The 14,231-nt window shown below is 72.7% G+C and carries 13 protein-coding genes; 6 read left to right on the top strand and 7 right to left on the bottom strand.

Annotation, left to right across the window (positions count from 1 at the left end):
- Positions 1-24 precede the first annotated feature (24 nt).
- The 5 genes from AC0OO9_RS10465 to AC0OO9_RS10445 all read right to left on the bottom strand — a co-directional run bounded on the left by AC0OO9_RS10465 (position 25) and on the right by AC0OO9_RS10445 (position 5,303).
- On the bottom strand, positions 25-1,284 hold the full coding sequence (locus tag AC0OO9_RS10465; protein ID WP_484517108.1) for a sugar ABC transporter permease: 1,260 nt from the start codon (positions 1,282-1,284) through the stop codon (positions 25-27).
- A complete protein-coding gene (locus AC0OO9_RS10460; protein WP_132230955.1) occupies positions 1,281-2,105 on the bottom strand; it encodes an ATP-binding cassette domain-containing protein in 825 nt (274 codons plus the stop codon). Before AC0OO9_RS10460 ends, AC0OO9_RS10465 begins: the two co-directional genes overlap by 4 nt.
- Positions 2,106-2,212: 107 nt before the next feature.
- Positions 2,213-3,310, bottom strand: a complete 1,098-nt coding sequence (locus AC0OO9_RS10455; protein WP_132230956.1) for an ABC transporter substrate-binding protein — start codon at positions 3,308-3,310, stop codon at positions 2,213-2,215.
- A 193-nt stretch (positions 3,311-3,503) separates the two neighbouring features.
- Complete coding sequence (gene ybaK, locus AC0OO9_RS10450; RefSeq protein ID WP_484517107.1) at positions 3,504-3,983, bottom strand: Cys-tRNA(Pro) deacylase; 480 nt, start codon at positions 3,981-3,983, stop codon at positions 3,504-3,506.
- Positions 3,984-4,079: 96 nt separating this feature from the next.
- Positions 4,080-5,303, bottom strand: coding sequence for a THUMP-like domain-containing protein (locus AC0OO9_RS10445; RefSeq protein WP_484517106.1), 1,224 nt, complete (start codon positions 5,301-5,303; stop codon positions 4,080-4,082).
- A gap of 249 nt (positions 5,304-5,552) precedes the next feature.
- On the opposite strand from AC0OO9_RS10445, the gene groES reads away from it, so the two are divergent.
- A complete protein-coding gene (gene groES, locus AC0OO9_RS10440) occupies positions 5,553-5,867 on the top strand; it encodes a co-chaperone GroES (RefSeq protein ID WP_121399825.1) in 315 nt (104 codons plus the stop codon).
- 70 nt (positions 5,868-5,937) lie between these two features.
- The gene (groL, locus tag AC0OO9_RS10435) at positions 5,938-7,584 is read left to right on the top strand and encodes a chaperonin GroEL (protein ID WP_132230959.1); all 1,647 of its coding nucleotides are present in this window, start codon (positions 5,938-5,940) and stop codon (positions 7,582-7,584) included.
- A gap of 175 nt (positions 7,585-7,759) precedes the next feature.
- On the opposite strand, the gene AC0OO9_RS10430 is transcribed toward groL, so the two are convergent.
- On the bottom strand, positions 7,760-8,143 hold the full coding sequence (locus AC0OO9_RS10430) for a WhiB family transcriptional regulator (protein WP_089003203.1): 384 nt from the start codon (positions 8,141-8,143) through the stop codon (positions 7,760-7,762).
- A 252-nt stretch (positions 8,144-8,395) separates the two neighbouring features.
- On the opposite strand from AC0OO9_RS10430, the gene AC0OO9_RS10425 reads away from it, so the two are divergent.
- Positions 8,396-9,220: a helix-turn-helix transcriptional regulator gene (locus AC0OO9_RS10425; RefSeq protein ID WP_484517105.1), complete on the top strand. Its 825-nt coding sequence runs from the start codon at positions 8,396-8,398 to the stop codon at positions 9,218-9,220.
- Between the two features lie 138 nt (positions 9,221-9,358).
- Here the strand turns inward: AC0OO9_RS10425 and AC0OO9_RS10420 are convergent, their stop codons facing one another.
- The gene (locus AC0OO9_RS10420) at positions 9,359-9,769 is read right to left on the bottom strand and encodes a DUF5319 domain-containing protein (protein ID WP_089003204.1); all 411 of its coding nucleotides are present in this window, start codon (positions 9,767-9,769) and stop codon (positions 9,359-9,361) included.
- Positions 9,770-9,954: 185 nt separating this feature from the next.
- On the opposite strand from AC0OO9_RS10420, the gene guaB reads away from it, so the two are divergent.
- Genes guaB through AC0OO9_RS10405 form a run of 3 tightly spaced genes read left to right on the top strand, consistent with a single transcriptional unit; the run spans position 9,955 to position 14,125 of the window.
- On the top strand, positions 9,955-11,517 hold the full coding sequence (guaB, locus tag AC0OO9_RS10415; RefSeq protein WP_311410773.1) for an IMP dehydrogenase: 1,563 nt from the start codon (positions 9,955-9,957) through the stop codon (positions 11,515-11,517).
- 30 nt (positions 11,518-11,547) lie between these two features.
- Positions 11,548-12,666, top strand: a complete 1,119-nt coding sequence (locus AC0OO9_RS10410) for a GuaB3 family IMP dehydrogenase-related protein (protein ID WP_357579187.1) — start codon at positions 11,548-11,550, stop codon at positions 12,664-12,666.
- A gap of 49 nt (positions 12,667-12,715) precedes the next feature.
- Positions 12,716-14,125 carry a M1 family metallopeptidase gene (locus tag AC0OO9_RS10405; protein WP_484517104.1) on the top strand — a complete coding sequence of 470 codons (1,410 nt, stop codon included), beginning with the start codon at positions 12,716-12,718 and terminating at the stop codon, positions 14,123-14,125.
- The last annotated feature ends 106 nt before the right edge of the window (positions 14,126-14,231 follow it).

Below are 14,231 nucleotides of genomic sequence, written 5' to 3'. Positions count from 1 at the left end.
GTCGTCACTTCCGGTGCCGCGCGGTCAGCGGTTGCCGGTGGCGGTGGAACGCCGGCGGGAGAACGCGTCCACGCTCGCGGCGAGCAGCAGCACCACGCCGGTGACCACGTACTTCACCCCCGAGCTGTATTCCATCAGACCCATCCCGTTGTCGATGACCGCGACGACAGCGCCACCGAGGACGGCGTCGAACACCCGACCCTTGCCGCCGAAGAGGCTGGTCCCACCGATGACCGCCGCGCCGACCGCGTAGAGCAGTACGTCACTGCCCCCCGTGTTGGGGTCCACCGAGTTGGCCCGGCTGGCGGCGACGATACCGCCGACGGCCGCCATCGAGGAGCAGATGACGAAGACCGAGATGCGGATGCGGTCCACGTTGATGCCGGCCCGGCGTGCCGCCTCCCTGTTGCCGCCCACAGCGTAGACGTGCCGGCCGTAGCTGGTGCGCTGGAGCACGAAGGTCCAGAAGACCAGCAGCGCCGCGATGATCGGCACCACGATCGGCACGCCCTTGAGCGAGCTGATCACGACGTTGCGGCTGCGCTCCAGGTTGAGGATGAAGACCGCGAGGCCGAGGATGAGAGCCAGCCCGCCGATCCGGGCGAGGACCACCGCGATCGGATCGGTCACCAGGCCCCGGGCGGCCCGCGTACGGTGGCGGAGCAGTTGCACGGCCGCGTAGCCGGCGACCGCCACCGCGGCCAGCAGCCAGCCCAGGACGGGCGGGAGGTTGCGGTTGGCGATGGCCACCAGCACGTCGTCGCGGACGGAGATGTTGGCGCCCTCCTCCATCAGCATCAGCACGATGCCCTGGAAGGCGAGGAACCCGGCGAGGGTCACCACGAAGGACGGGATGCCGATCTTCGCGACCAGGAAGCCGAGGATGGTGCCGATCACCGCGCCGGTGACGATCGCGGCGAGCACGGCCACGTACCACGGGTAGCCGAGCACGGTGACCACGTTGGCGAGGATGGCGGCGCAGACACCGCTGGCGAAGCCGGCGGAGAGGTCGATCTCGCCGAGCAGCAGGACGAAGACCAGCCCCATCGCGATCAGCGTGACCGCGGCGCCCTGCGTGAACAGGTTGGCGAAGTTGCCGGCGCTGAGGAACGTCGGCTGCATGATCGAGAAGACCGTGCAGAGCACGACCAGGCCGAGTACGGCGGGCAGCGCACCGATGTCGCCGCCGCGGACCCGGCCCACGTAGTTGCGGAGGTGGCTGCCGAACGTGGGCGGCGGTGTGACGGCTGCCGGGCCGTCCTTGTGCACGACGGTGGTGGTCATCGGACGCCTCCTGGGTTGCTGTCGGCCGGCTCCGCGCCGCGCCCGTTGCCGCCGTTGGCCGGCTCGGTGGCGAGCCCGAGCCCGCCGGAGCGGCCGGCGGTGATCAGCTCGACCACCTGCGAGTGGGTGATGTCGGTGGTCTTCACCTGCGCGACCATCTGGCCGAGGTAGAGCGCGGCGACCCGGTCGGAGACGGCGAAGACGTCGTTCATGTTGTGCGAGATGAGCACCACGGCCAGGCCGTTGTCGGCGAGCCGGCGGACCAGTTCGAGCACCTGGGCGGTCTGCGCGACGCCGAGCGCGGCGGTGGGCTCGTCGAGTATGACGAGCCGGCTGTTCCAGAGCACGGCCTTGGCGATCGCCACGGTCTGCCGCTGGCCGCCGGAGAGGCTGGAGACGTGCTGCCGCAGCGACTTCACGGTCCGCACGCTGAGCCCGGCGAGGGTGTCGGCGGCCATCTGCTCCATGGTCGGCTCGTCGAGCACGATGCCGCTGCGCTTCTCCCGGCCGAGGAACATGTTCTGCACGATGTCGAGGTTGTCGCAGAGCGCAAGGTCCTGGTAGACGACCTCGATGCCGAGGGCGGCGGCGTCGCGGGGGCTGTTGATGGTCACCGGCCGGCCGTCGAAGCGGAACTCGCCGGCGTCGGTGGGGTAGATGCCGCTGATGCACTTGACGAGGGTCGACTTGCCGGCGCCGTTGTCGCCTACCAGCGCTGTCACCTCGCCCGCGTGGGCGGAGAAGGCGACGTCGCGCAGGACCTGGACGGGACCGAAGCTCTTGTCGATCCCGTGTAGTTCCAGCAGGGGGGTTGCGGACACGGGGGGTCTCCTTCAGGTGGAGGGGAGGTCTCGGATCCCGTCCGGCGCGAACCGCCGCCCGGCACAGGGTCCGTGCCGGGCGGCGTGCGCGGGGAATCGGGTACGGGTCAGCTGATGCCGGCGTCGGCGCAGAGCTTGGCGTACGCCCCGGCGCAGACCTCGTCCTTGGTGACGAAGCCGTCGGCGATGACGTCCTTGACGTTCTCCTTGAAGATCAGCTTCGGGGTCAGCAGGACCGACGGGACGTCCCGGCCGCCCTCCGGGTCCTTGACCGTCTGGCCGGTCTCCTTCTTCTCACCCTTGGCGACCGCGATGGCCAGGTCCGAGGCGGCCTTCGCCTCCTCCCTGATCGCCTTGTAGACGGTCATGCACTGGTCGCCGGAGAGGATGTTCTGCAGGCCCTGCGGGGTGGCGTCCTGGCCGGTCACCGGGACCTTGCCGTTGAGCTTGTTCTTCTTCAGCACCGAGATGGCCGCGTTGCCGAGGCCGTCGTTGGCGGCGAGTACGCCGTCGATCTTGCCGCGCTGCTGGGTGAGCATCTGCTCGAAGATGGTGGCCGCCTGGGCGTTGTCCCACTCCGGCACGTTCTGGTCCGGGCCCTTGGTGTACTCCTTCGAGTCGAACTTCGGCTTGAGCACCGAGTCGTACCCGTTCTTGAACAGGGTGGCGTTGTTGTCGGTGGGGGAGCCGTTGAGATAGGCCACGACCGGGTTCTTGGCGCCCTTGTCGGTCAGGCACTTGCTCAGGCCCTCGCCCTGGAGCTTGCCGACGACCTCGTTGTCGAAGCTGACGTAGTAGGTGGCCGAGCCGCCCAGCGTGAGCCGGTCGTAGTCGATGGTCGCCACGCCCTGGGACTTGGCCTTGTCGAGCACGGCCTTGCCGGTGCCGGAGTCCAGGTTGACGATCATCAGGGCGGTGACGCCCTTGGTGATCATCTGGTCGGCGATGGTCTGGAACGCCGTCTTGTCGCCCTGGGCGTTCTGGATGTCGTAGTCGACGCCGGCGGCCTTGAACGCCTCCTCCAGGAACTTGCGGTCCGCGCCCTCCCAGCGGGCGGAGGATTTGCTGTCCGGCAGGATCACGCCGATCTTCGGCTTCTTCTCGGTGGAGCCGCCGGCATCGGAACCGGAGTCGTCGCCGCAAGCGGTCAGGCCGCCGGCGGCCAGCAGGCCCACGGCGGCGAAGGTGAGGAAGCCCTTGCGCATCAGCAGGGTCCTTTCGGGGGTGGGGGATGATGTTGGTTTGTTGTGTCCGGCAACGTATTCCGGTTCGCGCCGTGGGCACAAGAGCACCGAGGTGGCGAGTTTGTTGTCGGCAGTAACAATTCAGCAACGTCCCTGACACCCGGCCGTCGTCCACGGGGGAGCGCTCTCTCGTCGCCGCCGGGAGCGGCGCAGCTCAGCGGGCCGACAGCGGGGCCATGACCGCCCCGGTGAGGGCGACGAGGTCCTGCGGGGCGAGCTGGAGCTGGAGCCCGCGCCGGCCCGCCGAGACGTAGACGGCGGGATGGTCGAGCACCGACGAGTCGAGCACCGTGGGCAGCCGCCGGCGCTGGCCGAGCGGGCTGATCCCGCCGCGCACGTAGCCGGTGGCCCGTTCGGCGACCGCCCGGTCGGCCATGGTGGCCCGCTTGCCGCCGACCGCCGCGGCGAGCGCCTTGAGGTCCAGCTCGCCGGTGACCGGCACGACCGCCACCGTCAGCGCGCCGTCGACCTCGGCGACCAGCGACTTGAAGACCCGCTCCGGCGGCACCCCCAGGGCCGCCGCGACCAGCGCGCCGTAGTGGGGCGCGTCCGGGGAGACGTCGTACGGATGGGTGCTGTGGGCGATCTTCCGCTTCGTCAGCAGCGCGGTCGCCGGAGTGCCCTGTCCCGCCATGACGGTCAAGCTAACCCGACCCCGTACGACCCGCGAGTCGAAAAGGCCGGACGCTGCCGGCGCGGGTACGGGCCCGCCGCCGGACGCCCCCGCGCGCTACCCGACCGGCCGGCAGACCAGCACCGTCGGCGCCCCGGCGACCCGGGTCAGCACCAGGCTGGCCGCCTCGTCCCCGGTCAGCCGCAGGTCCCGGCGGAGCTTCTCCGGCTCCAGGGCGGACCCGCGCTTGAGGATCTCCACCCGCCCGACCCGGCGCTCCCGCAGCAGCGCCCGCAGCCGCTTGAGCGAGAACGGCAGCACGTCGGTGACCTCCAGGCAGCGGGCGAACGGCGTCGGCGTCGGCGCGTCCGCGTAGAGGTAGGCGATGCTCGGGTCCGCCAGCGTCGCGCCCAGCGTCTCGGCCAGTTCCGCGACCAGGTGGGCGCGGACCACCGCCGGGTCGGGGTCGTACAGGAAGCGGCGCGCCGGGCCGACCGCTGCCTCGGCGTCCCCGGAGCCCGTCACCTGATGGCAGGGGACCCTTCCGCTGCCGGAAGCGTTGACAGGGGGCCCTTCCTTACCGCGCAGCAGGGTGGCGCGGCGGGGGACCCGCGCCAGTTCGCCGCACCACAGGGCCGCCTCGACCAGGTCGCCGTCGACGCTCACCCACTCCGCCTCGGCGCCCGCCGGGACCAGCGCGTGGTCGATGCCGGGCGCCACCTTCACGACGGTGTGCGGCACCCGCTCGGCCAGCCCGACGACGAAGTCCCAGGGCGGCGAGTAGGCGTTCGGGTCGAAGATCCGCCGCCCGGTGCCCGCCTTCCGGCGCGCCGGGTCGCAGAACACCCCGTCGACCCGGTCCACGTCGAACGCCGTGGCGTCGCCGCACTCCACCGTGAACAGCTCGGCCAGCCCGGCCGCCTCGGCGTTCGCGGCGGCCATCGCGGCGGTCAGCGGGTCGGCCTCCACGCCGTACACCCGGATGCCGGCGCGGGCGGCGGCGAGCGCGTCCGCGCCGAGGCCGCAGCCGAGGTCGGCGAGGACGCGCACCCCGGCGGCCCGCAGCCGCTCGGCCCGCCGTGCCGCGACGACGCCCCGCGTGGCCTGCTCCAACCCGGCCCGGGTGAGGAGCATCCCGGCCGCCGCCGGCCCGAACTTGCCGACCGCCCGGCGGCGCAGCTCGGCCTGGGTGAGGGCGGCCGACGCCAGGCCGGCCGGCAGCCCTGTCGAGCGGAGCGCGGCCGCCGCGGCCAGCGGATCGCCGCCGGCCACCCGCGCGGCGGCGGCGAGTGCGGCCGACCCCTCGGGCGTACGCAGGGCGGCGAGTTGGTCGAGATCCACCCGGTCATTGTGGTCGGCGGACCCGACGCGCCGGCCGGCGGGTTGGCACTCTCCTTGACGGAGTGCTAGCCGAGGAATAACCTGCGATTAGCACTCTCACCCCGAGGGTGCCAGCTTCCGGGCCTCGTGGCCCGGGCGCTGAACGCCAGGCGGACCGGCACCCGCGACGACGGCCCCGCCCGGTGGCATGTGGCAGATTGACGCCGGTCGGCTCGCCGACCGGTAACGAAACCAGTACCCCAGGAGGGTATGCCCGTGACTACCGCGACCAAGGTTGCGATCAAGCCGCTCGAGGACCGGATCCTGGTCCAGGCGAACGAGGCTGAGACCACCACGGCGTCGGGCATCGTGATCCCCGACACCGCCAAGGAGAAGCCGCAGGAGGGCACCGTCCTCGCTGTCGGCCCGGGCCGGATCGACGACAAGGGCAACCGGATCCCGGTTGACGTCTCCGTCGGCGACACCGTCATCTACTCGAAGTACGGCGGCACCGAGGTCAAGTACGCCGGCGAGGAGTACCTGGTGCTCTCCGCCCGCGACGTCCTCGCGGTCATCGAGAAGTAAGCAACCGATCAGTGTCGTCGCCCCGGTCCGGCTCGCCGGGCCGGGGCGACGACGCTTCGAAGGGACATTCATGGCGAAGATCCTGAGCTTCTCGGACGACGCCCGGCACCTGCTCGAGCACGGTGTCAACGCCCTCGCGGACGCGGTCAAGGTCACCCTCGGCCCGCGCGGGCGCAACGTCGTCCTGGACAAGAAGTTCGGTGTGCCCACGATCACCAACGACGGCGTGACCATCGCCAAGGAGATCGAGCTCACCAACCCCTACGAGAACCTCGGTGCGCAGCTGGTCAAGGAGGTGGCGACCAAGACCAACGACGTCGCCGGCGACGGGACCACCACCGCCACCGTGCTGGCCCAGGCCATGGTCCGTGAGGGCCTGCGCAACGTCACGGCCGGCGCCAACCCGGCCGGCCTCAAGCGGGGCATCGACGCGGCGGCCACCAAGGTCTCCGAGGCGCTGCTCGGCCGCGCCGTCGAGGTCGCCGACAAGAAGTCGATCGCGCACGTCGCGACGATCTCCGCGCAGGACGCCACGATCGGCGAGCTGATCGCCGAGGCGATGGAGAGGGTCGGCCGCGACGGTGTCATCACCGTCGAGGAGGGCTCCGCCCTGCACACCGAGCTGGACGTGACCGAGGGTCTCCAGTTCGACAAGGGCTTCATCTCGCCGAACTTCGTCACCGACATGGAGTCGCAGGAGTCGGTCCTGGAGGACCCGTACATCCTGATCACGACCCAGAAGATCTCGGCGATCGAGGAGCTGCTGCCGCTGCTGGAGAAGGTCCTCCAGAACAGCAAGCCGCTGCTGATCATCGCCGAGGACGTCGACGGCCAGGCGCTGTCGACGCTGGTGGTCAACTCGATCCGCAAGACCCTCAAGGTCTGCGCGGTCAAGGCCCCCGGCTTCGGTGACCGGCGCAAGGCGATGCTCCAGGACATGGCGATCCTCACCGGCGCCGAGCTGGTCGCGCCCGAGCTGGGCTACAAGCTCGACCAGGTGGGCCTGGAGGTGCTCGGCACCGCCCGGCGCGTCGTGGTCGACAAGGAGAACACCACGGTCGTCGACGGCGGCGGCAAGTCGAGCGAGGTCGCCGACCGGGTCGCGCAGATCCGCAAGGAGATCGAGGCCTCGGACTCCGACTGGGACCGGGAGAAGCTCGCCGAGCGGCTGGCCAAGCTGTCCGGCGGCATCGCGGTCATCAAGGTCGGTGCCGCGACCGAGGTCGAGATGAAGGAGCGCAAGCACCGCATCGAGGACGCGATCGCCGCGACCAAGGCCGCGGTCGAGGAGGGCACCGTCCCCGGCGGCGGCGCCGCCCTGGTGCAGATCCTGCCGGCGCTCGACGACGACCTCGGCTTCACCGGTGACGAGAAGGTCGGCGTCTCGATCGTGCGCAAGGCGCTGGTCGAGCCGCTGCGCTGGATCGCCCAGAACGCCGGCCACGACGGCTACGTCGTCGTGAACAAGGTGGCCGGCAAGGAGTGGGGCCACGGCCTCGACGCCGCCACCGGCGAGTACGTCGACCTGGCGAAGTCCGGCATCGTCGACCCGGTGAAGGTGACCCGTAACGCGGTCACCAACGCGGCGTCGATCGCCGGCCTGCTGCTCACCACGGAGAGCCTCGTGGTGGAGAAGCCGGAGAAGGCCGAGCCGGCCGCCGCCGGTGGGCACGGCCACAGCCACGGCCACGGCCACCAGCACGGCCCGGGCTTCTGACCCTCGCCGTACGCCCAGTCGGGGCGCACCGTCCGTGTGACGGTGCGCCCCGACGCCTTTCGGCGGGCCGGGGGCGCGACCGTCGGCTGGCCGGTGCGTCGCGAACCCGGGCGGGAACGCCGCGTCCCCGGGCGGGGACGCGGCGTCGGTGTGGTCTCTCGAGGAGGTTGCCGGCTCAGGCGATCTTGCGCTGGGCGGGGACGGTCGACCGGTGCGGCTGGCCCAGGCGGGCCTCCAGTCGGGCCACGTCGACCCGGCTCTGGCGGCGGTCGGCCAGGTCCTCCCAGCCGACGGCGAGCAGCCGCAGCCGCTCCGACTCGCTGAAGCCGCCCCAGACGCCGTACGGCTCGCGCACGGCGAGGGCGTGGGCGGCGCACTCGGCCCGCACGGGGCAGGCGCGGCAGACGGCCTTCGCGCCGGACTCCCGGCGCAGGCGGGACGAGCCACGCTCGCCGTCCGGGTGGAAGAACTGCGCGCTGTCCCGGCCCCGGCAGGCACCGAGCCGCTGCCAGTCCCAGAGGTCGACGATGGGTCCGGGCAGTCTGCGTACGTTCGACATCAGCACCCCTCCTCCCGCGCGGCACCGCGCAGATCCTGGTGAATCGGCGTCCGGGCGACGGTCCGCGCAGGCGCGCCGTTTCCGGCCTGGGACCTCCGTACCCGGGCCGTCGCCGGCTCACACACCTGTGATCGAAAACTTCCGGCAACTAGCGGCATATGCCCCACTTGTCGGAAAAGTTCGGAGGATTGCCCGAACCCCCTCGCGACCCGACCCGGTCATGGTCTGCTCTTGGACGGAGAGGAGACCACTGTGCGTACGGTTCTCGTGTGCGTTCGGACACCGCTCGCGGCGCAGCATCTGGCGTCCGCGGCGGCACGGCTCGGGCTGTCCGCCGTGGTGCGGACGGCTGTCTCCGATCCCGAGGTGATGTTGCGGCTGGCCGAGCGCCCGGCCGACGTGGTGCTCGCGGACACGGCCCTCACCCGGCCGGACAGCGCGGGCTTCGTCCGGCGGGTGCTCGCCCGCGCGCCGCAGGCCTCCGTGCTGCTGCTCGGCACGGAGGAGTCGGAGGCCGCCGCGGCCACCATCAGCGCGGGTGCCCGGGGCCTCATCCAGGGCGTCGACCAGGACCTGACCAGCGCGGTGGCCAAGGCCCTGCTGCTGCTCTCCTCGCCCGGCCGGGCGGCCCGACGCCCAGCCACCGACCCGGCCCGGGACACCGCTGCGGTCGGCGGTCCCGCCCGTACCGGCCCGGCCGGCCGGTCGCCGGCCGAACCGGGGTCCGGCTGGCAGACGACGGGCCCCGACGGCCCGGGCGGCACCCCGACGGTGGTGCCGGCGCAGCGCGGCGACGACCCGGCCGAGCCCGCCGACGAGCCGGCCGAGGCCACGCCCCCCGGGCGGCGGTCCGGGCCCGGACCGCGCGGCGGCCGGTCCCAGGTCGGGCTCACCGAACGCGAACTCCAGGTGCTGCTGGGCATGGCGGAGGGCAAGAGCAACGCCGAGATCGGCCGGGAGCTGTTCGTCTCCGAGGACACCGTGAAGACCCACGCCCGGCGGCTGTTCCGCAAGCTCGGCGCGCGGGACCGCGCGCACGCGGTGGCGGCCGGCTTCCGCGCCGGCCTGGTGGCCTGAACCGCACCCCGGCCGTACGGCCGCCGGCGCGCGGAGCGGGGCCGGCACGCCTCGGCGCGCGGTACGGCCGGCCGGAGGGCCCCGACGCGCGGAGCCGGGGCGGGTGGCCCGGGTCCCGCCGGTGCGGTCCCGCCCGCCTCAGCGTTCGGCGTCGGGCTCCTCGTCGGTGCCCTCGGTCAGCGTGTCGTGCACCCCGTCGGCGTAGCCACGGGCGTAGTCCCAGGTGACGTAGTGGTCCGGGTCCGGGTCGTAGGCCGGCTCGTGCACCCGGGGACGCCCCGAGCTGAGCAGGTGGCGCAGGTTGCCCCGCAGCAGGTCCCAGTCGAAGTAGTGCGGCTCCCGGCAGTCCTCGCACTCGATGACCAGCCCGCGCACCCCGATCGGCGCCAGCAGCGCCTGGTAGATCTCCAGGTCGGCGAGATCCTCCAGCACGTCCTGACGCTCGACGTCGGTCAGCGGGTCGAGCGGGGCGTCGTCGCCCGGATCGTGCAGGCCGGCGGCCGGATCAGCCGGGTCGCCGTTGAAGGGGTCGATGGGCTCGTCGTGCACCCCCTCACCGTAGACCCAACGCCAGGGCCGCGTCCGCCCCCGCCACCGGTGACCTGGGCTGCCACCGCCCGGGGACGGCCCGTGCCGGTGGGTACGATGGGACGACGCGCCCGTCACCCGGCGTGTGCCGGTGCCCGCCCGCGCCACCTCGCTGAAGCCCGTCCGAGCAGCTCAGGGGAGCAATCGTGGAATTTTCGCCCAGCACCGATCTACCGGCCGGCGCCGACAGCGGCGAGCTGGGCGGCCACCTGCCGGAGCTGCCCGCCGGCTCCGCCCGGGTGGTTCCGCTCGGGTTGACCTTCGACGACGTGCTGCTCCAGCCGGGCGAGTCGGACGTCGTGCCCAGCCGGGTCAACACGGTGACGAAGCTGACCCGCAACATCAGCCTGAGCATCCCGCTGCTCTCCAGCGCGATGGACACGGTGACCGAGGCCCGGATGGCGATCGCCATGGCCCGCCAGGGCGGCATCGGCGTGCTGCACCGCAACCTCTCCCTGGAGGACCAGGCGCTCCAGGTCGACCTGGTGAAGCGCTCCGAGTCCGGCATGATCACCAACCCGGTGACCGCCAGCCCCGACGACACCCTGCGCGACGTCGACGCCCTCTGCGGGCGCTACCGCATCTCCGGCGTGCCCGTCGTGGACGGCGAGGGCCAGCTCGTCGGCATCGTCACCAACCGCGACATGCGCTTCGTCTCCGACCCGGCCACCCCGGTCCACCAGATCATGACCCGCACCCCGCTGGTCACCGCCCCGGTCGGGGTGCGCAAGGAGGACGCGCTCGACCTGCTGCGCCAGCACAAGGTCGAGAAGCTGCCGATCGTCGACGACTCGGGCCGGCTGCGCGGCCTGATCACGGTCAAGGACTTCACCAAGAGCGAGCAGTACCCGAACGCCACCAAGGACGACGCCGGCCGGCTGCGGGTCGCCGCCGCCGTCGGGGTGGGCGACGACGCCTACAAGCGGGCGCGGGCGCTGGTGGACGCGGGCGTCGACGTGCTGATCGTGGACACCGCGCACGGCCACCAGCGGGCCGTGCTGGAGATGGTCGCCCAGCTCAAGAAGGACGTCACCATCGACATCGTCGGCGGCAACGTCGCCACCTACGCCGGCGCCCGGGCGCTGGTCGAGGCGGGCGCCGACGGTGTGAAGGTCGGCGTCGGGCCGGGCGCGATCTGCACCACCCGGATCGTCGCCGGGGTGGGCGTACCGCAGATCACCGCGATCATGGAGGCCGCGCGGGCCGCGCGGCCGGCCGGCGTCCCGGTCATCGGCGACGGCGGCATTCAATACTCTGGCGACATCGCCAAGGCGCTCGTCGCGGGCGCCGACACGGTGATGCTCGGCAGCCTGCTGGCCGGCTGCGAGGAGAGCCCCGGCGAGCTGATCTTCATCAACGGCAAGCAGTACAAGGCCTACCGGGGCATGGGCTCGCTCGGCGCGATGCAGTCCCGGGGCCAGGGCAAGTCCTACTCCAAGGACCGCTACTTCCAGCAGGACGTGCTCGCCGAGGACAAGCTGGTCCCCGAGGGCGTGGAGGGCCAGGTGCCCTACCGGGGCCCGCTGTCCGCGGTCGCCCACCAGCTCACCGGTGGGCTGCGCGCGGCGATGGGGTACGTCGGCGCGGAGAGCATCCCCGAGCTGCACCGCCGCGGGCAGCTCATCCGGATCACGGCGGCGGGGCTCAAGGAGAGCCACCCGCACGACATCCAGATGACGGTCGAGGCGCCCAACTACCACTCCCGCTGACCATCCCCCCTGCGACAACTGGAGTCCCCCATGCGTGACGTGGTCGAGATCGGGCTGGGCAAGACCGCGCAGCGCGGTTACCACCTGGACGACATCGCCATCGTGCCGAGCCGCCGGACCCGGGACGTCGACGACGTCTCCACCGCCTGGCAGCTCGACGCGTACCAGTTCGGCATCCCCTGCGTCGGGCACCCGTCGGACGCGACGATGAGCCCGGCTTCCGCCGTCCGGCTCGGCCAGCTCGGCGGCCTCGGCGTGCTCAACGTCGAGGGCCTGTGGACCCGCTACGAGAACCCGACCAAGGTCCTGGAGGAGCTGTCCGGGCTCGACGAGGACGCCCGCGCCACCAAGCGGCTCCAGGAGGTCTACGCGGAGCCGATCCGCCCCGACCTGATCGCCGAGCGGGTCCGCGAGCTGCGCGCCGGCGGCGGCACGGTGGCGGTGCGGGTCTCCCCGCAGCACACCCTGGCGCTGGCCCCGGTGATCCTCGACGCCGGCGTCGACATCCTCGTCATCCAGGGCACCATCGTCTCCGCCGAGCACGTCTCGACCACCGACGAGCCGCTCAACCTCAAGGAGTTCATCGCCGACCTGGACCTCCCGGTCGTCGTCGGCGGCTGCACCGACTACAAGACCGCGCTGCACCTGATGCGTACGGGGGCGGCCGGCGTCATCGTCGGCATCGGCGGCGACGAGTGGTCCACCACCGAGTCGGTGCTGGGCATCCGGGTGCCGATGGCGACCGCGATCGCCGACGCGGCGGCGGCCCGGCGGGACTACCTCGACGAGACCGGCGGCCGGTACGTGCACCTGATCGCCGACGGCGACATCGAGACCTCGGGCGACATCGCCAAGGCGCTCGGCTGCGGCGCCGACGCGGTGATGCTCGGCGAGCCGCTGTCGCTCTGCGCCGAGGCGCCGGCCGGTGGCGCCTGGTGGCACTCCGCCGCCAGCCACCCGTCGCTGCCCCGGGGCGCGTTCGAGACCGCCGGCGACCCGCTCGGCTCGATGGAGCAGCTGCTCTTCGGCCCGGCCGACGAGCCGGACGGCCAGCTCAACCTCTTCGGTGGCCTGCGCCGCGCGATGGCCAAGTGCGGCTACCGCGACCTGAAGGAGTTCCAGAAGGTCGGCCTGGTCCTCGACCGCTGACCTGCGCAAGCAGCACCACCCGCACCGGCCGCGCCGATAGGCTCGGCCGGTGCGTCGTACCCGCCGTCGGATCCGCCCCGCGCTCGCCGTCGCCCTCGTCGCGGCCCTGGTTTTCACGGCCTGCACGAGCGGCGACGAGCGGGGTGGCTTCCGGCCCGGGGCGGCCGACCTCGGCGACCCGTACGTCCCGGGGGCCGGCAACGGCGGCTACGACGTCGCGGGCTACCGGCTCGCCGTGCGCTACGACCCGGCGACCGACCGGCTCGCCGGGCGGGCCGCGCTGACGGCCACCGCGACCACCGGGCTGTCCCGGTTCAACCTGGACCTCGCCGGGCTGGACGTGTCGCGGGTGGCCGTCGACGGCCGGACGGCCGGGTCCGCCCGCGACGGCGACGAGCTGGTGGTCACCCCGCGCGACGGCCTTGCCAGGGGCGCCCGGTTCGTCGTCGAGGTCGACTACTCCGGCGTGCCGGCGGCCAGGGCCGACGGGCAGCTCGGCAGCGGCGGCTTCCTGCACACCGACGACGGCGCGATCGCCCTCGGCCAGCCCTGGTCGGCGGCCACCTGGTTCCCGGTCAACGACCACCCGTCCGACAAGGCCACGTACGACGTCGAGGTGACCGTCCCGGACGGGCTGGCCGCGCTGAGCAACGGGGTGCCGGGGGAGCGGACGAGCGCCGGCGGCTGGACCACCTGGCGCTGGGCCGAGCGGTCGCCGATGGCCAGCTACCTCACGACCCTGGTGATCGGCGACTACCGGGTACGCAGTGGCACGCACGCCGGCAGGCCGATGGTCACGGCGGTGCCGGCGAGCCTGCCGGAAAACGGGCCGGAGGCCGCCTCGCTGGCCCGCACCGGCGAGATCGCCGACTTCCTGGCCAGCCGCTTCGGGCCGTACCCGTTCGACTCCTACGGCGGGGTGGTGGTCACCGACGCCCGGATCGGCTACGCGCTGGAGACCCAGTCCCGGCCGGTCTACGGGCCGGGCTTCTTCCGTGGCGGTCGGCCCAACCCGGGGGTGGTCGCGCACGAGCTGGCCCACCAGTGGTTCGGCAACAGCGTGGCGCTGAGCCGGTGGAGCGACATCTGGCTCAACGAGGGCTTCGCCAGCTACGCGGAGTGGCTGTGGGAGGAGCACGACGGCGGTCGCACCGCGCAGCGCAACTTCGAGCTGGAGTACGCGGCGACCGACTGGTCCCGGCCGTCCGTCGACCCCGGACGCTCCCGGTTGTTCGGTGCGGCCGTCTACAAGCGCGGAGCGCTCGCCGTGCACGCGCTGCGCCGCACGGTCGGCGACGAGACGTTCTTCCGCGTCCTGCGGACCTGGACGGCCGAGCGGCGCGACGGCAACGCCACCACCGACGACCTGATCGCCCTGGCCGAGCGGGTCGCCGGCAAGCCCCTGCGCCCGTTCTTCGACGCCTGGCTCGTCGGCGGGAGCGCCCCCGCCCTGCCCTGACGCGGCTGCCCGTCGGCGCTCGGTAGGCTGCGGCCGGACCCGGCGCGGCACCGCCTGCCCGCCCGCCCCGTGCGGCGGGGCCGGCGGCACCGGCCGGCGCGGGTCC

It is taken from the genome of Micromonospora sp. USAFONa4 (genome assembly GCF_057197825.1).
Note: the sequence above shows the minus strand (reverse complement) of the source record. Positions and strands in the feature narration are given on the sequence as shown.

Bases quoted from the DNA above. Each gene is read 5' to 3' on its own strand.
- AC0OO9_RS10455 (WP_132230956.1), bottom strand. From the start codon at position 3,310: ATGCGCAAGGGCTTCCTCACCTTCGCCGCCGTGGGCCTGCTGGCCGCC.
- ybaK (WP_484517107.1), bottom strand. From the start codon at position 3,983: ATGGCGGGACAGGGCACTCCGGCGACCGCGCTGCTGACGAAGCGGAAG.
- groES (WP_121399825.1), top strand. From the start codon at position 5,553: ATGCCCGTGACTACCGCGACCAAGGTTGCGATCAAGCCGCTCGAGGAC.
- AC0OO9_RS10410 (WP_357579187.1), top strand. From the start codon at position 11,548: ATGCGTGACGTGGTCGAGATCGGGCTGGGCAAGACCGCGCAGCGCGGT.
- AC0OO9_RS10465 (WP_484517108.1), bottom strand. From the start codon at position 1,284: ATGACCACCACCGTCGTGCACAAGGACGGCCCGGCAGCCGTCACACCG.
- groL (WP_132230959.1), top strand. From the start codon at position 5,938: ATGGCGAAGATCCTGAGCTTCTCGGACGACGCCCGGCACCTGCTCGAG.
- AC0OO9_RS10430 (WP_089003203.1), bottom strand. From the start codon at position 8,143: ATGTCGAACGTACGCAGACTGCCCGGACCCATCGTCGACCTCTGGGAC.